The organism is Actinosynnema sp. NPDC002837, assembly GCF_040295345.1.
GTDB lineage: Bacteria > Actinomycetota > Actinomycetes > Mycobacteriales > Pseudonocardiaceae > Actinosynnema.
Window position 1 is genome coordinate 13,801 of sequence record NZ_JBEOVG010000040.1, and the last position, 18,629, is coordinate 32,429.

Annotated in this window: 20 protein-coding genes; 11 read left to right on the forward strand and 9 right to left on the reverse strand. The window is 73.1% G+C overall.

Features of this window, described 5'->3' with window-relative positions:
- Positions 1–206: 206 nt before the first annotated feature.
- The 6 genes from ABTZ99_RS25090 to ABTZ99_RS25115 form a co-directional block, all read right to left on the reverse strand.
- Complete coding sequence (locus ABTZ99_RS25090; RefSeq protein WP_499614444.1) at positions 207–2,528, reverse strand: Orn/Lys/Arg family decarboxylase; 2,322 nt, start codon at positions 2,526–2,528, stop codon at positions 207–209.
- Positions 2,529–2,649: 121 nt separating this feature from the next.
- Positions 2,650–3,177, reverse strand: a complete 528-nt coding sequence (locus ABTZ99_RS25095) for a GNAT family N-acetyltransferase (protein WP_499614447.1) — start codon at positions 3,175–3,177, stop codon at positions 2,650–2,652.
- 68 nt (positions 3,178–3,245) lie between these two features.
- Complete coding sequence (locus ABTZ99_RS25100) at positions 3,246–4,310, reverse strand: tartrate dehydrogenase (protein ID WP_498784531.1); 1,065 nt, start codon at positions 4,308–4,310, stop codon at positions 3,246–3,248.
- Positions 4,310–5,914: an SLC13 family permease gene (locus tag ABTZ99_RS25105; RefSeq protein WP_498784533.1), complete on the reverse strand. Its 1,605-nt coding sequence runs from the start codon at positions 5,912–5,914 to the stop codon at positions 4,310–4,312. The genes ABTZ99_RS25100 and ABTZ99_RS25105 overlap by 1 nt, the downstream gene beginning before the upstream one ends.
- A gap of 101 nt (positions 5,915–6,015) precedes the next feature.
- Positions 6,016–6,309 (reverse strand): hypothetical protein, encoded by a 294-nt coding sequence (locus tag ABTZ99_RS25110; protein WP_499614451.1) that lies wholly within the window; start codon positions 6,307–6,309, stop codon positions 6,016–6,018.
- A 54-nt stretch (positions 6,310–6,363) separates the two neighbouring features.
- Positions 6,364–6,786, reverse strand: coding sequence for a DUF6292 family protein (locus ABTZ99_RS25115; RefSeq protein ID WP_499614454.1), 423 nt, complete (start codon positions 6,784–6,786; stop codon positions 6,364–6,366).
- Positions 6,787–6,950: 164 nt separating this feature from the next.
- On the opposite strand from ABTZ99_RS25115, the gene ABTZ99_RS25120 reads away from it, so the two are divergent.
- The 4 genes from ABTZ99_RS25120 to ABTZ99_RS25135 all read left to right on the forward strand — a co-directional run bounded on the left by ABTZ99_RS25120 (position 6,951) and on the right by ABTZ99_RS25135 (position 10,636).
- Positions 6,951–8,048: a sensor histidine kinase gene (locus ABTZ99_RS25120; RefSeq protein WP_499614456.1), complete on the forward strand. Its 1,098-nt coding sequence runs from the start codon at positions 6,951–6,953 to the stop codon at positions 8,046–8,048.
- Positions 8,045–8,707: a response regulator gene (locus ABTZ99_RS25125; RefSeq protein ID WP_498784541.1), complete on the forward strand. Its 663-nt coding sequence runs from the start codon at positions 8,045–8,047 to the stop codon at positions 8,705–8,707. The genes ABTZ99_RS25120 and ABTZ99_RS25125 overlap by 4 nt, the downstream gene beginning before the upstream one ends.
- A 99-nt stretch (positions 8,708–8,806) precedes the next feature.
- Positions 8,807–9,220 (forward strand): hypothetical protein, encoded by a 414-nt coding sequence (locus ABTZ99_RS25130; RefSeq protein WP_498784543.1) that lies wholly within the window; start codon positions 8,807–8,809, stop codon positions 9,218–9,220.
- Between the two features lie 6 nt (positions 9,221–9,226).
- Positions 9,227–10,636: a DJ-1/PfpI family protein gene (locus ABTZ99_RS25135; RefSeq protein ID WP_499614460.1), complete on the forward strand. Its 1,410-nt coding sequence runs from the start codon at positions 9,227–9,229 to the stop codon at positions 10,634–10,636.
- On the opposite strand, the gene ABTZ99_RS25140 is transcribed toward ABTZ99_RS25135, so the two are convergent.
- Positions 10,557–10,922 (reverse strand): STAS domain-containing protein, encoded by a 366-nt coding sequence (locus ABTZ99_RS25140; RefSeq protein WP_498784547.1) that lies wholly within the window; start codon positions 10,920–10,922, stop codon positions 10,557–10,559. The genes ABTZ99_RS25135 and ABTZ99_RS25140 overlap by 80 nt on opposite strands.
- A 91-nt stretch (positions 10,923–11,013) precedes the next feature.
- Positions 11,014–12,027 (reverse strand): sigma-70 family RNA polymerase sigma factor, encoded by a 1,014-nt coding sequence (locus ABTZ99_RS25145; protein ID WP_499614463.1) that lies wholly within the window; start codon positions 12,025–12,027, stop codon positions 11,014–11,016.
- 252 nt (positions 12,028–12,279) lie between these two features.
- On the opposite strand from ABTZ99_RS25145, the gene ABTZ99_RS25150 reads away from it, so the two are divergent.
- Both ABTZ99_RS25150 and ABTZ99_RS25155 read left to right on the forward strand, forming a co-directional pair.
- Positions 12,280–12,978, forward strand: coding sequence for a GAF and ANTAR domain-containing protein (locus ABTZ99_RS25150; protein WP_498784551.1), 699 nt, complete (start codon positions 12,280–12,282; stop codon positions 12,976–12,978).
- A 64-nt stretch (positions 12,979–13,042) separates the two neighbouring features.
- Positions 13,043–13,924: a P-loop nucleotide/nucleoside kinase family protein gene (locus tag ABTZ99_RS25155; protein WP_499614466.1), complete on the forward strand. Its 882-nt coding sequence runs from the start codon at positions 13,043–13,045 to the stop codon at positions 13,922–13,924.
- Positions 13,925–13,928: 4 nt separating this feature from the next.
- Here the strand turns inward: ABTZ99_RS25155 and ABTZ99_RS25160 are convergent, their stop codons facing one another.
- On the reverse strand, positions 13,929–14,945 hold the full coding sequence (locus ABTZ99_RS25160) for a BUD32 family EKC/KEOPS complex subunit (RefSeq protein ID WP_498784555.1): 1,017 nt from the start codon (positions 14,943–14,945) through the stop codon (positions 13,929–13,931).
- 157 nt (positions 14,946–15,102) lie between these two features.
- Between ABTZ99_RS25160 and ABTZ99_RS25165 the strand changes: the two genes are divergently transcribed.
- The 5 genes from ABTZ99_RS25165 to ABTZ99_RS25185 all read left to right on the forward strand — a co-directional run bounded on the left by ABTZ99_RS25165 (position 15,103) and on the right by ABTZ99_RS25185 (position 18,629).
- The gene (locus tag ABTZ99_RS25165) at positions 15,103–15,669 is read left to right on the forward strand and encodes a GNAT family N-acetyltransferase (protein WP_498784557.1); all 567 of its coding nucleotides are present in this window, start codon (positions 15,103–15,105) and stop codon (positions 15,667–15,669) included.
- A gap of 283 nt (positions 15,670–15,952) precedes the next feature.
- Entirely contained in the window at positions 15,953–16,651 is a 699-nt protein-coding gene (locus ABTZ99_RS25170) for a CPBP family intramembrane glutamic endopeptidase (RefSeq protein ID WP_498784559.1), read from the forward strand.
- Between the two features lie 101 nt (positions 16,652–16,752).
- The gene (locus tag ABTZ99_RS25175; protein ID WP_499614471.1) at positions 16,753–17,208 is read left to right on the forward strand and encodes a hypothetical protein; all 456 of its coding nucleotides are present in this window, start codon (positions 16,753–16,755) and stop codon (positions 17,206–17,208) included.
- A complete protein-coding gene (locus tag ABTZ99_RS25180; protein ID WP_499614474.1) occupies positions 17,208–17,738 on the forward strand; it encodes a hypothetical protein in 531 nt (176 codons plus the stop codon). Before ABTZ99_RS25175 ends, ABTZ99_RS25180 begins: the two co-directional genes overlap by 1 nt.
- A 51-nt stretch (positions 17,739–17,789) precedes the next feature.
- Positions 17,790–18,629 (forward strand): hypothetical protein, encoded by an 840-nt coding sequence (locus ABTZ99_RS25185; protein ID WP_498784566.1) that lies wholly within the window; start codon positions 17,790–17,792, stop codon positions 18,627–18,629.

Below are 18,629 nucleotides of genomic sequence, written 5' to 3' on the forward strand. Positions count from 1 at the left end.
TCAGCAGCACCGACACCAGGATCGACACCACGAGCATCGTCAGGCAACCGGCACGACCGCCCAGGAACTCCACCCTGGTGTTGCCGAAGCGCATGGCCACCCTCCCGTCGGTCGAGCCGGTCGGCCCGGCTCACCGCCCAGGCGTACGGCGATCGACGACGTCGTTGCTTCCCTCGGTCACCCGGTCGGGCGGGTGACGGGGTCCATCACTCGGTAACGCAGGAGATCCAGTACTTGCCGCCCTCGTGGTGCACGCCGTGCGTCTCGCTCGCGAAACCCGGGAACCGCCGGTCGAACGCCTCCAGCACGCGCAGGTACCGGGGCAGCGGGCCGTCGGGTGAGCCGACGCGCTCGCCGGGCACCAGCACCGGGATCCCGGGCGGCGTGGTGGTGACCTGGGTGGCCACCACCCGGTCGGCCAGGTCGTCCAGGCCGACCAGCTCGGTCTCGCCGCGGATGAAGCGCTGGTAGGCCTCGGCCGGCGTCATCACCGCCGTGGGCGGCGTGGGGCTGGTGAACGCCTCGTTCAGCAGCTGCACGACCTTGGTGTCGGCGAGGCTGTGGTGCATCTCGTCGCACAGCTGCGGCAACGTCAGCCGCCCGTACCGCTCGGGGTGCGCCTTCACCAGGTCCGGCAGCACCTCGCCCAGCGGCGCCTGCTCGTCGTGCAGCTGCTTGAAGTCGGTGAGCGCGTCGAGCAGCGTGCCCCACTTGCCCTTCGTGATGCCCATGGAGAACAGCACGAGGAACGTGTAGACGTCGGTCTTCTCCACCACGATCCGGCGGGTCTCCAGGTACGCCGTGACGACCCGGGCCGGGATGCCGAACGCCGACACGTCGCCCAACGCGTCCACACCTGGGCAGGTGATCGTCACCTTGACCGGGTCGAGCAGGCAGAAGCCGGGTTCGAGGTCGCGGAAGCCGTGCCAAGCGGCGTCGGGCTCCAACGTCCAGCAGCCCGGTTCGGTGCGCAGCAGGTCGAGCGGCGCCCGGTCGAACGGCACCCGCTCGCCGGTGGCCGGGTCGGCGACGTCGGTCGGCTGCCAGACGCCGAAGAACCACGGCGGCCGGTCGCCCGCGTCGGCCAGCCGCCTGCCGAGCCGGATCATGGCCTGCCGGAACCGGATCGCCTCGGTGATCGCCTCGGTGGTCAGCCAGTTCCCGGCCGGGCCGTCCATCATGCCCGCCGCGACGTCGCAGGACGCGATCATCGGGTACAGCGGCGACGTGGTGCCGTGCATCATGTACGTCTCGTTGAACCGGGACCGGTCGAACGGCGCCTTGCCGCCGGACTTCACGTGCACCATCGCCGACTGGGACAGCGCGGCCAGCAGCTTGTGCGAGGAGTGCGTGGCGAACACGGTGGGCCGCTGCGCGTCCGGCAGCCCGTCGCCGTCGACCGCCATCCCGTAGCGGCGCGCGTAGAGCGGGTTGAACCGGCCGTAGGCGAACCACGCCTCGTCGAAGTGCAGGGTCCTGGTCGACGCGCCGAGCAGCTCGTTCACCCGCACGGTGTCGTAGCAGAGCCCGTCGTAGGTGGAGTTCGTGACGACCGCGTACGCCGCGTCCCGACTCACCGCGCCCTGGGCGATCGGCGTGCGTTCGACCTGCGCGCGCACCGCCTCGGCGGTCAACCGCTCGGGCGGGATGGGCCCGGTGATCCCGTAGCCGTTGCGCGTGGGCACGAGGTAGACCGGGCGCGCGCCGGTGAGCGTGACGCCGTGGTTGATCGCCTTGTGGCAGTTGCGGTCCAGCAGGGTGATCTCGTCGTTGGCCACCGCGCTGTGGATGATCATCCGGTTCGACGTGGACGTGCCGTGCAGCACGAAGTAGGTCTCGTCGGCGCCGAAGATGCGGGCGGCGTTGCGCTCGGCCTCGCCGACCGGGCCGGTGTGCTCGAACAGCGAGCCGAGCTCGCCGACCGACACCGAGATGTCGGTGCGGAACAGCCGTTCGCCGAAGTAGTCGAAGAACGCCCGCCCGACCGGCGACTTGAGGAACGCGATGCCGCCCGCGTGCGCCGGCGTGTGCCACGAGTACGGGTGCGTGTCGTCGAACCGGCACAGCTCGCGGAAGAACGGCGGCAGGATGTGGTCGAGGTACGTGCGCGCGGCGAAGTCGATCCGGCCCGCGATGAAGTCCGGCGTGTCCTCCAGCAGCCAGATCCAGCCGTTGATCACCTCGGAGACCCACAGCGGCGTCTCGTCGCTGTAGTCGCCGGTGGTCAGCAGGAACACGGGCAGCCGCGAGGAGAACCGGTCCAGCAGCATCCGCAGCACGCCGCCCTCGACGGCCGGGCCCGTGTCGGGTGGCCGGAGGGTGGCGCCGACCAGCTCCCAGCTCACGACGGCGGCGGCGAGGTCGGCCTGCGCGGTGATCGCGGCGGCGGCGTCGGTCGCGGAGTGCACGACCATCACGTCGTGCCCGCACTCGCGCAGGTGGGCGCAGACCTGCTCCACCTTCGCCGCCGGCACGGTGTTGTCCTCCGCCGCCCGTTCGGTGGCGATGAGGATGGTTGACCCGGTCATGACGATCATCAGCTCTCTACGCGCGGGGGATCTGCCGAGCGTAGGAAGCGGCGGAGTGGGGCGACGGCTCCGTCACCGGAACGTGGCGGAGCGTCACCCTGCAGTGGGAGAGGCGCTTCGCTCAGTCGAGCGGGTAGTCCATCTCGACCCCGGCCAACGTCACCCCATCGGGGAGCGGAACCCGAGTGCGGTTCACCTCCCGGAACCCGAACGACCGGTACAGCGGCACGCCGGGCAGCGTGGCCATCAGCACCAGCGACCGGAAGCCGGCGGCACGGGCGTCCCGCGCGCACGCGGCGAGCGTCGCGCGGCCCAGCCCCCGGCGGGTCCAGTCGGCGCGGACGAACATCGCCCGCACGCGGGCGGGCTCGACGGCCGGGTCGAGCAGGCGGCCGTCGGCGGGCCGGTCGCCCGAGCCGGTGTAGAGCTTGTCCCGCTTGCTCCACCCGCCGCAGGCCACGACCTCCCCCGCCACCTCGTGCACGAAGTAGGTGCCGTCCTCGATCAGCACCACGTCGGGTTCGGTGAGGTAGCGGGCCGCACTGGCGGTCTCGCGCTCGTCGTGGAAGCGCGGGAACAGCTCCAGCACCGACCGGCGCATGAGCGCGGCGATCCCCGGCACGTCCGACCGCACTGCCACGCGCTGCACGGGCGAATCCCCCACGCGTCCCCTCCCACCGTCGGCGACGATCATCCCACCCGTCGACGGCCGGAGGGTCAGGCCAGGTGCGCGAGCAGCGCGTCGGTCGCCTCCCGGGTGGACGCCGTGCCGCCGACGTCGGCCGTCCTGGTGGCGGGGCGGGCGAGCACGGCCTCGATCGCCGCCATCACGTCCGCCGCGGCGTCGGGGTGGCCCAGGTGCTCGAGCATGAGCGCGGCCGACCAGACCGCGCCGACGGGGTTGGCGACGCCACGGCCCGCGATGTCGGGCGCGGACCCGTGCACCGGCTCGAACATCGACGGGTGGGTGCGCGTGGGGTCGAGGTTGGCCGACGGCGCGATGCCGATGCTGCCGGCCACGGCGGCGGCCAGGTCGCTGAGGATGTCGCCGAACAGGTTCGAGCCGACCACGACGTCGAACCGCTCCGGCTGGAGCACGAACTTCGCCGCCAGCGCGTCGACGTGCTCCTGGTCCCACCGCACGTCCGGGTGCTCGGCGGCCCGTTCGGCGACGATCTCGTCCCAGAACGGCAGGGTGTGCACGATGCCGTTGGACTTGGTGGCGGAGGTGAGCAGGCCGCGGCGACCGGCGGCGAGCCGGAACGCGTAGTCGACGACCCGGGTCACCCCGGCCCGGGTGAAGATCGACTCCTGGATCGCCAGCTCGTCCGGGAAGCCGCGGTTGAGCCGGCCGCCGACCTCGCTGTACTCCCCCTCCACGTTCTCCCGCACGACCACGAGGTCCACGTCGCCGGCCCGGACGTGCCGCAGCGGGCTGTCGAGCCCGTCGAACACCCGGATCGGCCGCAGGTTGACGTACTGCCGGAAGGCGCGCCGGATCGGGATGAGCAGTCCCCACAGCGACACGTGGTCGGGCACGTCGGGCCACCCCACCGCACCGAGCAGCACGGCGTCGAAGCCGCGCAGGGCGTCGAGCCCGTCGGCCGGCATCATCGCCCCCTCGGCGAGGTAGCGCCGGCACGACCAGTCGAACTCCACGCAGGACAGTCCGACGCCGTGCCGCGCCGACACCGCGTCGAGCACCTCCCGGGCCGCCCCGATCACCTCCGGGCCGATGCCGTCGCCGGGGATGACCGCGATCCGGTGCGTGGTCGCGGGCATCAGCCACCGATCCCGAGCAACGCCACCATGACCGGCAGGCCGAGGAGGATCAGCACGGCGCCGAGCACGTCGAACGAGACGCCGGACCTGATCATCTTGGTGATCGGCACCACGCCGGAGCCGTAGACGACCGCGTTCTGCGGTGTCGACACCGGCAGCATGAACCCGAACGACGCGGCGAACGTCGCGGCCAGCGCGGGCACGAACGGGTCCGCGCCGGCCGCCACCGCGATCGGGATGACGATCGGGACGACCACGGCCGCCGACGCGGTGTTGCTGGTCGTCTCCGACACCACGATCGCGAGCACGACGGCGAAGATCGTGATGGGCACCACGCTGGTCAGTCCGAGCGCGCCGGACGCGGCCTCGCCGAGGGTCTCGGCCAGGCCGGTGCTCGCCAGCAGCGAGCCGAACACGATGCCGGTGCCGAACAGCAGGATCGTGCCCCAGTCGATCTGCGCGGCGTCGCGCCAGCGCAGCGTGAACTCGCGCTGCCGCCAGTCGGTCGGCAGCAGGTACAGCAGGGACGCGCCGAGCACGGCCACGATGCCCTCGTCGAGCCGGTCGCTGATCGCGGCGTAGACGTCCGAGTCGTTGCCCGCCACCAGCGCGACGACGCCGGGCACGATCCACAGGGTCACCGTGACGCCGAACGCGATCAGGGTGTTCTTCTCCGCGCGCGACAGCGGGCCCATGGCGGCCCGCTCCCCCGCCACGTACTCGGCGACGCCCTCGATGCGCCGGATCTCCGGCCGGTTGAGCAGCAGCAGGACGACCGCCAGCGCGACGAACATGAGCGCGCAGATCGGCAGCGCGGTGGCCGTCCACTGGGCGAACGAGATCCGCTCGCCGGTCGCCTCCTCGATCAGGCCGCGCCCGATCAGGTTCGGCGGCGTGCCGACCGGGGTGAGCAGGCCGCCCACGCTCGCGCCGTAGGCCAGCATGAGCATGATCGCCGCGCCGACCCGCAGCCGCAGCGGGTCGAAGTCGGCCGCCACCAGGCCCCGGTCCTGCAACAGCTTCGCGATGACGCCGAGGATGCCCAGCGCCGTCGGCAGCAGCATCGCCACCGTGGCCGTGTTGGACACGAACGCGGACAGCACGCAGGTGATGCCGCCGAACGCGACGATCACCCCGGTGGTCGACCCGCCGACCCGGGGCAGGGACAGGATCCGGAACGCGAACCGGCGCGCGAGGCCGTGCTTGAGCATCGCCTGCGCCAGGATGAACGCGCCGATGAACGTGAAGATCGTCGACGAGCCGAACGGGCGCAGCGCGGTGTCGGGCGGCACCACGTTCAGGATGACGATGAACGCGACCCCGATCAGGCCGCCGACCGGGATCGGCACCGCCTCGGTGATCCACAGCACGATGACGCCGAGCAGGATCCCGCCGAGCGTCTGCTGGTTGCCCGGGATGTCCAGCGGCAGGGCCAGGAACACGACCGCGACGAGCGGGGCGAGCCACAACCCGACCGTCCGGCGACCGCGCTCGAACCTCTCCTCGGCGGGTGACAGCCGCTGCTCCGCGAGACCGCGGTAGGTCGAGTGACCGAGCAGGGCCTTGTCGACGTCGGTCCGGTTCGCGGGCTTCCCGTCAGCCATCGTCAGCCTCCCGTCGTCCGCACCCAGCGTGGCACCGCCGACCACGACTGGCTACCACCGACAGCGGCAACGGCGGTCAGGCCACCGGAGTGGACGATCGGCTACGGGCGCGGGCGGTGGCGGGTCCACTTGCGCCCCGACCGCTCGGCGCGCGGGGTGGTCGCGGCGACACAGCGGGGGCACAGCCACAGGTTCGGCTCGGCGGTCCGGGAGAGCCAGACCGCGTCCGGCCACGGCACGTGCCGGAACCGGCCGAGGCGGCTGCGGCTCAGGGCTTGGCCGCACAGTGTCTGGTTGGCTCCGGGCACCCACGCGTGCACGTCGCCGGACGGCTGCCGGACGCCCTCTTCGTCGACCCACTGGCTCGATGCCGCCACGTACGGCTGAGCAGTCATGGCGACGGTGTACCCGGTCGCCGTGCGGCCGACACCGCGGTCCTCAGTGGACGGTCAGGTTCGGCGTGGAACCGGCACGAGCGCGGCGGCGGTGTAGGGCGTCAGGGTGCGGAGCAGGTCGTCGGGAGCTCTCTCCGCTCGGGGCACGGGCATCCGGTCGCCGCGGAACACGCCGCGGACCCAGCGGGCGACCGCTTTCGGCGGCGGCACGACGTCCGGGCCGAACCGCGCCTGGACGATGACGTCCTCGCCGCTGTGCGTCTCCACCGCGGCCGACCACCCGCGCTCCTCGTCCCAGAGCAGCGCCACGTCCCGGTCGGGGAACCCGGGCAGCCTGCCGTCCAGCGCCAGGTACGCGCCGGCGGGCCGTTCCGCCTGCACGTACGAGCACTCGCCGCTGAGCCCCAGTTCCTCGGTGACCAGCCGGACGTAGCCGCGCAGGCCCCACATCAACGCGTCGTCGAAGTCCAGTTCCATCGCGCATCGCCGCCTTCTCCCGACCACTCGGGGTGTCGACGCGCCGACTGTTTGACGCACTGGGCAATTACCCCGTCCGGGTGAGAGCCGAACCCGCTGGAGGTACTGTTTCGATCCAGACCACCGGGTTGACCATGGCGTTCGGGGTCGAGCACAGTGGTCGCGTGCAAAGGGCGTTGAGCATCCTGACCGTGCTCGCGTACGTGACGCTGCCGCTCGGGTCGGAGAGCTTCGAGCAGCTGCTCGTGCCGACGCTGCTCGTCGGCTCGGTCTACGGCGCGCTGGCGGTCTTCGGCTTCCCGTTCGCGCAACGGCGGGGCCGGGTGTTCGCGGCGGCGTACGTCCTGGTGCAGCTGCCGTTGGGGTTCGTGCTGTTCGCGCTGTCCGGCGCGGCGGTCGGGTCGGTGCTGCTGCTGGTGGTGCTGGTCGCGCAGAGCGTGCTGCTGCTGCCGCTGCCGGTCGCCGCCGCGGTGGCCGCGGTCATCCCGTTGATCCACGTGGAGATGGAGTGGCCCGCCGGGCTGCGCGAAGGGCTGGGCACGTTGGCCGTCACCGCGTTCACGGTCGTCATCACGGAGTTGCTGGTGCGCGAGCAACGCGCCCGCGCGGCACTCGCGGTGGCCAACGAGCGGCTGCGCGGGTACGCCGCCCAGGCCGAGCAGCTCGCGACCACGCAGGAGCGCAACCGGGTCGCCCGCGACATCCACGACGGCCTCGGCCACCACCTGACCGTCGTGCAGATGCTCCTGCAGGCGGCACGCGCGGTGATCGGCACCGCCGAGCCCGAGCGGCTCGACGCGATGCTGGCCAAGGCGCAGGACCAGTCGAAGCAGGCGCTGGCCGAGGTGCGCCGCTCGGTCGCCGCGCTGCGCGAACCCCGGTCCGAGCCGCTGGTGGACACGTTGCGCGCGTTGGCGTCCGAGACCACCGAGGCGGGGGTGCCGACCGGGTTCGAGGTGCGCGGTACGGCCCGGGCCGGCCGCGCGGAGGTCGACGAGTCGTTGTTCCGGGCCGCCCAGGAGGGGTTGACCAACGTCCGCAAGCACGCCGACGCGACCGCCGCGACCGTCGTGCTCGACTACGAGCGCGAGGACCTGGTCCGGTTGGAGGTGCGCGACGACGGCCGCGGGGTGGTCGACCGGTCCGGTGAGGGGTTCGGGCTGGTCGGGCTCGAGGAACGGGTGGCCGGGCTCGGCGGCCGGGTGTCGGTCGACTCGACCGCCGGGCACGGCGTGACGCTGACCGTCGAGGTGCCGGCATGACGACGCCCGACCCGCCCGTCCGCGTCCTGATCGTGGACGACCAGGCCCTGTTCCGGGAGGCGCTGGCGACGTTGCTCGAGGTCCAGCCGGAGATCGAGGTGGTCGGCGAGGCGGGCGACGGCGAGCAGGCCGTGCGGCGGTGCGCCGAGCTGCGGCCCGACGTGGTGCTGATGGACCTGAGGATGCCGGTGCTGGACGGCATCGCGGCCACGAACCGGCTGCGGGTGGAGCAGCCCGGGGTGCGGGTGCTGGCGCTGACCACGTTCGACGACGACGCCGACGTGTTCGCGGCGTTGCGCGCCGGTGCGCTGGGCTACCTGCTCAAGGACGTCTCGTCGGCACGGCTGGTCGAAGCCCTGGTCGCCGCGCGGCGCGGCGAATCGGTGCTGCAACCGTCGGTGGCGGCGAAGCTCGTGGCGCGGGTGGCGCAACTGCCGCACGAGGACGTGCCGCCCCGTCAGCCGCCCGTGCCGCTGTCCGAGCGCGAGCTCGACGTCGTCCGGCTGCTCGCCGAGGGCCGCAGCAACCGCGAGATCGCCGGCCGCCTCTTCCTGGCCGAGGGCACGGTGAAGAACCTCGTCACCGGCGTGCTGGCCAAGCTCCAGGTGCGCGACCGCACGCAGGCCGCCCTGCGGGCGCGCGAGCTCGGGCTCTGCTGAGGTCATGTGACCTCACGCATGACCTTCGGCACCTGACCGCGCCGCACCGGCGGCCCAGGATCTCTGTTGCGCACAGGCAATCGCAACGGAGGAGCCGTGATGAGTTCGGAACAGACGATCACCACCGGTCGGAGGGCCAAGCGGACCGGTGCCGTGCTGCGCTTCGCCCGGCACGCGCTGGAGATGGCCGTCGCCATGGTGGTGGGCATGGTGGCCCTGGAACCGGTCTGGTCGTTCGCCTGGCCGGGCCTGGCCGACAACGTCACCGCGCACGTGCTGGTGATGGCGACCGACATGTCGCTGGGCATGGCGCTGTGGATGCGGATCCGCCGGCACGGGTGGGCGGGCATCGCCGAGATGTCGGCCGCGATGTACGTGCCGTACGTGGTGCTGCTGCCGTTCCACTGGGCCGACGCCCTGTCCGGTTCGGCGCTGATGACCGCCGGTCACGTGCTGATGGTCCCGGCGATGCTGGTCGCGATGCTGCGCCGCCGCCACGACTACGGGTGCTGACCGGCCATGCGCACCCTCCCACGGATCACGGGCGCCGCGCTGGTGGTCCTGCTCGCCGCCCTCGCCCTGCCGACCGCGTTCGGCGCACCGACCGTCCGCGCCGCGTTCGACGACCTGAACGCGCCGCGTGCCGACGGCGCCGCGCCACCGCCCGCACCGGTGGCGCACGACCCGGCCAAGCCGACCGCCGTCGTCGTGGTCGGCGACCGCGGCGCCGTCGTGTCCGACACGCTGGCCCCCTACGAGATCCTGGCCACGACCGGGGCGTTCAACGTCTACGCCGTCGCGCCGGCCGGCCGCCCGGCGCCGCTGACCGGCGGCCTCGACCTGGTGCCGGACCTCACGTTCGCCGGGTTGGCCGACCTGCTCGGGGACGAGGCCGCCGACGTGGTGGTCGTGCCGGCGATGCCGGACCTCGGCGAGAGCACGACGAAGCCGGTCACGGACTGGGTGAAGGGGCAGGCGGCCGGCGGCGCGCTGCTGCTCGGCGTGTGCAACGGGTCCGGGATCCTCGCCTCGGCGGGCCTGCTCGACGGCCGTGACGCCACCGCGCACTGGCTGCGCCTGGACGCGTTCGAGGACGACTACCCGGCCGTCGACTGGGCCCGCGGCACGCGGTACGTGGACGACGGCGACGTGATCACGACAGCCGGGATCCTGTCCGGTGTCGACGGCACGCTGCGCGTGGTCGAACGGCTGGTCGGGCCGGACGCCGCGGCCGAGGCGGCGGAGGCGACCGGCTGGCCGCACTACCACCGGGGCGTCCCGGCCTCGATGGCGCAGGCTGACGTGCGGCCGGCCGACGCCGTCGTGGCGTTCAACACGGCGTTCGGCTGGGACCGCGACCGGACCGGCGTGCTGCTCACCGACGGCGTCGGCGAGATCGAGCTGGCGTCGGTCTTCGACACCTACGGCCAGTCGTTGGCCGTGCGCACGGTGGCCGTCGCGCCCGGTGGCGAGCCGGTGCGGTCGCGGCACGGGTTGACGTTCGCGCCGAGGGCGGACCCGACCGCAGCCGGCGGCCTGGACCGCCTGGTCGTGCCGGGCGAGGGTGCCGCGCGACGGCAGGCAGCGGACCGGTACGCCGGGCTGGAGCCGGTCTACCTGCACCAAGAGGGCGGTTTCCCGTTCGACGGCGTGCTGCGCGACCTCGCGCGCACCACCGACGTGGCCACGGCGACGTGGACGGCGAGGGTGCTGGAGTACCCGACCGACCACCTCGCGCTCAGCGGGTCGGCCTGGCCGTGGACCGAGACGCTGCGGCCGTTCGGGCTGGCCTTCCTCGGCGTCCTCGCGGCGCTCGGCCTGCTCCGGTGGTCGCGGGCCCGGCGAGCGGTCAGGTCGACACCAGCCGCACGGCCGCGACCGCCTCGTCCACGGACGCGTGCAGCGGCAGTGCCCCGTCCACTTGGCTGATCTGCAACGGCCGCAGCACGGCCCGGGTGTTCGCCACCACGGCGAACGGGATGCGCAGCCGGTTCGCCCGGTGGTGGGAGTTGACCAGCATCGCGATGCCGACCGAGCCCATGAACTCGAGCTCGCCCAGGTCGAGCACCACCCCCGGCGGGCGCGACTCGAACACGGCGTCGAGCTCGGCCACGACCGGCTGGTGCGTGGCGGCGTCGAGCGCGCCGGACAGGTTCACCAGCAGGATGCCGCGGTCCAGTTCGGTGGTGGTCAGGTGGTGGGCGGGCTCGGTCATGGCGAACGCTCCTCGCGGTCGGAGACCACCGAGCCTGCTACCCCCGGGCGCGGGCCGCAAAACCTGGCCCGGGGGCCCGCTCGTCCCCTGCTCACCCAGCCAGGGCGAGGAGGCTCCGATTGCGCTCGGGGTCGCGCAGCAGGCGGATGGACTCCTTCTCCAGCTGCCGCACGCGCTCCCGGGTGAGGCCGAGCTCCTCGGCCAGCTCCTGGAGGCTGCGGGGCCGCCCGTCGGCCAGCCCGTAACGCTCGGTGAGGATCCGTGCCTGCCGCTCGGGCAGCGTGCGCACCAGGGCGCGCAGCTCCTCGGAGAGCTCCTGCTGCTCGACCGCCTCCTGTGCGTCCACGGCCTCGACGTCCTCGATCAGGTCGGCCACGGACGCGCCGCCGTCGTCGCCGATCGGCGTTTCCAGGCTCAGGGCGGTGCGGCTGGCGGCCATCAGCTCGACGACCCTGGTCACCGGCATCTTCGCCGCCTCGGCGATCTCGTCCGGGGTGGGCTCGCGGTCGGTCTCCAGGCGCAGCCGCTGCTCGGCCTTGCGCAGCTTGCCCACTTCCTCGTGGACGTGCATCGGCAGCCGGATCGTCCTGGTCTGCTCGGCCAGGCCACGTTCGATGGCCTGGCGGACCCACCAGACCGCGTACGTGGAGAACTTGAAGCCCTTGGCGTAGTCCCACTTCTCCACCGCGCGGATCAGGCCCAGGTTGCCCTCCTGGACCACGTCCAGCATCGGCAGGCCGCGGAACGAGTGCTTCTTGGCCACCGACACCACCAGGCGCAGGTTCGCCCGGATCATGTGGTCCTTGGCACGCCTGCCCTGTTCGGCGACGGTGCGCAGCACTCGGTGACGCTCCGCGTCCGGCGGCGGGCCGTCGCCCTCGTCGGACCTGCGCAGCAGTTCGGCCGCGTACACGCCGGCCTCGATGCGCTTGGCCAGCACGACCTCTTCGTCGGCGGTGAGCAGGGGCGTGGCCGTGAGCTCGCGCAGGTAGCGGCCGACGAGGTCGGCCTCGCGCGCACCCTCGCGCACGGTCGCGGTCGGGCGGGGCTCGCGCGGCTCGCGGGTCGGGCGGGTCTGGCGGGGCATCTCCACCGTCAACGACATGGTCGTCTCCTTGCCGGATCGCACCCGCGCACGGGTGACGTGCGGGGTTCCTGGGGATTTCGAGGGCCGTCCGCCGGTCTGACGGCTTCGGACGACTTTCGCCCCGCGCACCTCGGGCAGGGCCGACGCACGTTCCAACGGAACGGTTCCGGCTCGTATTCCAGCCGAGATGGCGGTGTGGGCGTGGGCGTGACGGGGCACACCCCAAGTGCTGTCGCACGGTTCGGACGACGAGTTCAGCGGAGGTGGCTGGTGACGGACGACACGACCGGCGACGACCTGGCCGCCAGGCTGAACGAGGTCGCCCGCACCCTGCACCGGCAGGACAGCGCCCAGGACACGTTGGACGAGATCGTGCGCGCGGCCGTGGAGACCATCCCCGGCGCCTGGCACGCCGGGATCATGACGATCGTGGGCAAGCGCGACGTCCGGACCGTCGCGACGACCAGCGACGTGCCGCGTGACGTGGACCAGGTGCAGTTCGACACGGGCCAGGGACCGTGCCTGTCCGCGCTCTACCAGCAGAAGATCGTCTCCGCGCCCGACCTGGCCGCGGAGACGCGGTGGCCGCTGTTCGCCAAGCGCGCGCGGGCGCTGGACGTGGCCAGCATGCTGTCGTTCCGCCTGTACGTGGAGGGTGACGACCTCGGCGCCTTGAACCTGTACTCGCCGGACACGCGTGCGTTCGACGAGGAGTCCGAGCACGTGGGCCTGCTCTTCGCCGGGCACGCCGCCGTGGCGCTGGCCACCGCCCAGGAGCGCGAGCACCTGGCCGACGCGGTGCAGACGCGGGACCTGATCGGGCAGGCCAAGGGCATCCTGATGGAACGGCACCGGCTCACCGCCGACCAGGCCTTCTCCGTGCTCGTGCGGGCCAGCCAGCAGAGCAACCTGAAGTTGCGCGTCCTGGCCGAGCGGCTCACCCGGACGGGTCAACTTCCGTCCGGCTGAGCCCGCTTCCCCCGGTGTCCGACGGGCGCGCGATCATGGTGGTCCCACCACCGATCGGAGTCCCGTGGCCGACCTCCCGGTGCACCCGTCAGCCGTCGACCTGCTCGCGGACCCGGGCGGCCCCAAGGACGGGATCGCGGCCGAGTTGGCGGCACGGGTGGGGCTCACGGCCCTCGACGTGCTGGAGCGAGGGGTGCTGCCGGCGGCGGCGTCGGCGGAGGCCGAACGGCTCGGTGACGTGGTCGTGCGGCCGGAGCACGTGGTGCTGGGCTGGGTGCGCGCGGTCGAGGAGCGTGGCGCACGGCCGCCGGGCGTGCCGTCGCTGGAGGTCGCGCGTGAACGGTTGCAGGCGTTGATGGCCGAACGCGCGCAGGCCGAGTACGAGGCGCTGCGGCCGATCCCGCGCCCGGACGCCGTGCGGCGGCCCCGGACGGTCCTGCTGGCGGGCGTGCCGGGCACGGGCAAGAGCACGCTGGCGGAAGCCCTGGCCTGGCGGCTCACCGCGCCGGTGTTCTCGATGGACTGGCAACTGGGCGCGCTGCTGCCGTTCGGCGGGCTGCGGACGGACAACACGACGCACCTGGCGGAGCTGAACCTGACCGCGTCGGTGGCGCGGCAGCTCCAGCTGGGTCTCGACGTGATCGTGGACGCGACCGGGCACCGCCGGGAGGCGCGGCGGCGGTGGCGGTCGGTCACCGAGCGGTTGGGCGGGGTGTTCGTCGGCGTGGAGTGCGTGTGCTCGGACGAGGCGGTGCAGCACGGCCGGGTCGAGGGCCGGGCGCGCGGGATCCCCGGCTGGCCCGCGACGGTGTCGTGGGACCACGTGCTGCGGATGAAGCAGCGGTGGGAGAGCTGGGACGAACCGCACCTCGTGGTGGACTCCGCGACCGAACCGCCCGAGGTCGTCCTGCGCCGCGTGCTCGATCACTGCGCGTCGCTGGAGTAGGGGCCTACCCGCGCGGGACGTCGTCGGCTTCGGGGTACTCGGCGTCGACCTCGCCGTCGAACAGGCGCCAGTAGAAGGCGTTCAGCCGGGCGGCGGCGGGCGCGTGCCGGGACAGGATCGCGGCGACGGCGGGCGGCACGTCGTCCGGGATGTCGCCGGCGGCGCACCGGCGGACGTAGGCGTTGCGGGCCGTGGGGACGTCACCGGGCGGCACGCGCACCCCGCACACGTCGGTGACCAGCCAGTTCACCAGGCGCATGGCGGCGTAACCGGCGTCGTGCGAGGCGTTGCGCCGGACGAACTCCCGTTCGGCGGCCGTCAGCTCGAAACGCGGCGACGTGACCAGCCCGAAGTCGGTCAGGTAGATCCGCTCGCCGTCGGTGCGCATGTTGCCGAGGTGCGCGTCCATGTGCAGCAGGTCGCGGTCGCGCAGGAACGCCGCGGTCTCGGAGAACTGCCGTTCGACCGCCTCGGCCTTGCTCGCGGGATCCTCGGCCAGCCACCCCTCCACGGGGTGCGGGACGTACTCGAAGAACAGCACGAGGCTGCGCGTCGCGGCGGCCAGCGCTTCGAGGCGTGCCCGAACGGCCGTGCTGCCGCCCATCAGGGCCACGACCTCGTCCACGTCGGCGTGCTCGGCGGCGACGGGCGCGCGGCCGGGCAGCACGCGCCAGTGGTGCAGCAGCGGGAACGCCGCCGTCTCGCCCGCGAGCACCGCGTCGGTCACGATCCGGTTCGCGGCCAGTTCGCGCCACGCGGTGAACGACGGTCCGCCGATGCCGTACTGGCAGGACACCGGCAGGTCGAAGAGGTTCGCGGTGGAGTGCGGCCGGGCGAACTCCCGGTCGGTCAGCGGGACGCGTTTGACGAACACCGGCGTGCCGTCGACGTCGAGCACCGAGGAGCCGCCGCCCACGCCGCTGTGGTCGTCCGTGCCGACGACCGCTTCGAGCTCCCGGTCGCGGTACGAGGCGAGGACGGCCGACAGCCGCTCGTGGTCGGCGCGGCGGGAGGTGATCACGTCCCGATCATCCCGCAACGGCCGGCCGGCGTCCCGGCGCACGGAAAATCCCGGTCGGTACCGGCCCCCGAGTGGCTACTGTGCACGTGACGCGAGGGGGACTCATGGGCGAATCCGTCACCGCACGCCGGACCGCCCGGCCGCGCCGGTGGTAGGCGTGGACCGGCCGCCGGTGGTGCCGGCGCCGTGGCCGCAGGGGGCCGTGGTGCGGACGGCGCGGTTGCGGGTGGAGCCCGTGCGGGTCGCGCACGCCGAGGAGATGGCGGCGGTGTTGGGCGACCCCGAGCTGTACGCGATCATCGGCGGTGCGCCGCCCAGTGCCGCCGAGCTCGCGTCGCGGTACCGGCGTTGGGAGCGGCCGACGTCGGACGACGGCCGTGAGGGCCGGCTGAACTGGGTCGTGCTGCGGGCTGAGGACGGGACCGCCGTCGGCACCGTGCAGGCGACGACCGCGGCCGGCGCGAACGGGCTGACCGCCGAGGTGGCGTGGGTGATCGGGGTGCCGTTCCAGGGCCGCGGTTACGCCACCGAGGCCGCCGCGGGCGTGGTGGGGTGGCTGGTCGACGGCGGTGTGCGGGACGTGCACGCGCACATCGCGCCCGACCACCCGGCCAGCGAGGCGGTCGCTCGGCGCATCGGGATGCGCGCCACCGGCGAGTTCCGCGACGACGGCGAGCAGCGTTGGCGGTGGCGGCCGGCGCCTGCCGCCCGGACCGCGACGTGACCGGTCGTCGGTCTCGATCGCCGCACGACGGTGGTGGTCGAGTTGACCTCGCCGTCCGCGCGGGTTATCCACGGTTGTGAGCGATGACCAGCCCGGGCCGGTGCCCCACGACGACCACGTGACCGCGCCACCACCGGCCGGGCCGCCACCAACCGCGCCCTCCCCGGCGGCACCACCCCCGGCCACTCCACAACCCGCCGCGCCACAACCCGCCGAGGGCCGACCTTTCGCGGCACACCCGGCCCCTGCCCCTCCCGCCCCACCACGGGAACTGCGGTCCGGGTTGTCGTTGATCGCGGTGTTCGTGGTCGGGCAGTTGACGATGCTGCTGGTGTCCGTGGTCGTGCTGTTGTCGTACGGCTCGGGGGACGTGGCGCTGCTCGAGGACAGCCGCCTGCTCGCGTTGCTGGTCCTGCCCACGTCGTTGGGCGCGGTGGTGGCGGTGGTCGGCACGGCTTGGTTGGGCGGCGGCCAGCGGCTCGGCCGGGTGGCGCGCGAGTTGGCGCTCCGCTGGAACGCCAAGGAGATCGCCATCGGCTTGGGGCTCGGCCTGGGCGGGTTGGCCCTGACCCTGCCCGCGGCCGCGGTGTGGGCCGCGTGGGTCGGTGAGGACCAGGCCGGCTCGGCGGTCGGTGACGCGTTCGCCGGACGGGAGCTGGGACTGCCGGCGGCCGTGGTCGTGTTCCTGGCGGTCTGGCTGGTCGCGCCGCTGGCCGAGGAGGTGCTGTTCCGGGGCGTGCTGTGGCGCGCGTTGGAGCACCTGGGCTGGAACCGGTGGGTCGTGTTCCTGGTGACCAGCCTGGTGTTCTCGATCGCGCACCTGGAACTGCTGCGCACCCCGCTGCTGCTGGTGCTGTCGATCCCGATCGGCCTGGCCCGGTTGCTCACCGGCAACCTGCTCGCGAGCGTCGTCGCCCACCAGGTCAACAACCTCCTGCCGGCCATCGCCCTGCTCCTGGCCACCACCGGCAACCTGCCGTGACCGCGCCCTGACCGTTCGCCCGTCCGGGGGACACGACGACACGAGCGCATGATCCTCCGCGATACCTGGAGTACACGCCACCACTCCGGGCGGAGGTCCAGGTGCACACGTCGGGAGGCGCCGCCGCCACGCGGTCCACGTCGCCGAGCCGTCTGCGCGACCGCCGGCTGGCGCCGGTCTACGCGCTGGTGACCTCGTTCCTCGCGGTCGTGCTGCTCGGCGCCGTGGCGCGCGAGCCCACCGCGCCGCCCCCGGCGGCCGTCGGCATCCAGTTCGTCTCGGACCAGTCGGCCCGCGCGGTGTCCGGGTTGACGGACGCCGAGGTCAAGGTGCTCACCCGGAACCCGTCGGACCTCAGGGTGAACGACCGCGGCCAGGTGGACATCGCCGCGTCGGGTGAGCCGCTCACCATCTGCGTGCGGCTACCGGACAGGTGGTCGGCGCCCGCGCCCGCCGCCCAGCTCGACGGGTACCGGTGCTGGTCGTCGGTCGACACCGCCGAGGTCAACGCCGACCGCCGCGTCGAGCTGGTCGTGACCCCGCCGAAGGGCTCCTGATGACCACGCGGAACGCGATCGTCCTGGTCCTGACGGCGGTGTGCGCCACGGCGGGCGCGCTGGCCGGCCTCCAGGTGTGGGACCTGAACCTCTGGCGGTCGGTGATGGTGGTGCTGGTCGGCGCGTTCCTCGGCGTCGTGCTCGCGTTCGGGCTGCTGACCACCGACCGCCGTGTGGTCAGGCTCGGCCACCCCGTGGCGGAACGCGAGCCGGTGCCCGCCCCGAGCACCGAGCCCGGAACGAAGCCGAGGACGTGGTGGACCGAGACGCCCACGAGCGCGCCGCCCCCGCGACACGAGTCGCCGCCGCAGGGCCACCACGTCGACCAAGCGGTGGTGGCGCACGGGTACGACGTGGACCGGGCGGTGGTGGCGCAGTGCCCGCGCTGCGGCGACTTCCGGCTGGACCTGAAGCAGGACGGCGACTCGTGCGCCTTCCACTGCCGCAACCCGCGCTGCGGCCACCGGTGGGAGTGGCGCGCGGGCGCGCCGTGGCCGACCACGGTGGTCCGCCGCAACCTGACCGGCTGACGTGACGACCGACGAAGAGGGGGGTTCGCTGTGGAGAAGTACCGGCAGTCCGTGTCACGGTCCGCGCCGGGGTGCGTGGTGATCCTGCTGGACCGCTCGGACTCGATGAAGCTCGCCTGGGGCCGCACCGGGGCGTCCCTCGCGGACGGCGCCGCGCTGGCCGTCAACAACATCCTGCTGGACATGTGCATCAAGGCGACCACCGAGGTCAACGCACCGGTGCGGCACTACTTCGACGTCGGCATCTTCAGCTACGGCGCCCGCGTGACCGAACCCGGCGAGGGCGTGGAGTCGGCGTTCGGCGGCGCACTGGCCGGTCGCGGTCTCGTGCCGCTGCCGGAGTTGGCCGAGCACCCCATGGCGGTGCGGGAGGAGCCGTCCATCGACCTGATGCCGGTGGCCGCGCGGATGCCGGTCTGGGTCGACCCGCTGCACGGCCACCGCACGCCGATGTGCCAGGCGATCGCGGTCGCCGGCGCGCACGTGTTCGACTGGGCCGCCGCGCACCCGGACTCGTTCCCGCCGATCGTCGTCAACATCACCGACGGCATGGTGACCGACAGCCCGTACGACGGCGCGACCCTCCAGGACTGGGCGCGGCGGCTGACGTCGATCGAGACCAACGACGGCGCGACGTTGTTCTTCAACGTGTTCCTCTCCCCCTTCGAGGTCACCGAGATCGTGTTCCCCTCCGACCCGGGCGGCCTGCCACCGCCCGGCCCGGACCTGTTCGCGCTGAGCAGCCCCCTGCCGCGGCCGATGGCCGACAACGCCAGGGTCGACGGCTACGACGTCCGGCCGGGCGCGCGCGGGTTGGCGTTCAACGTGGGCCGCTCGACCCTGCTGCGGGTGCTGCAGATCGGCACCAGAGTGCCGGATCGCGCGAGGTAG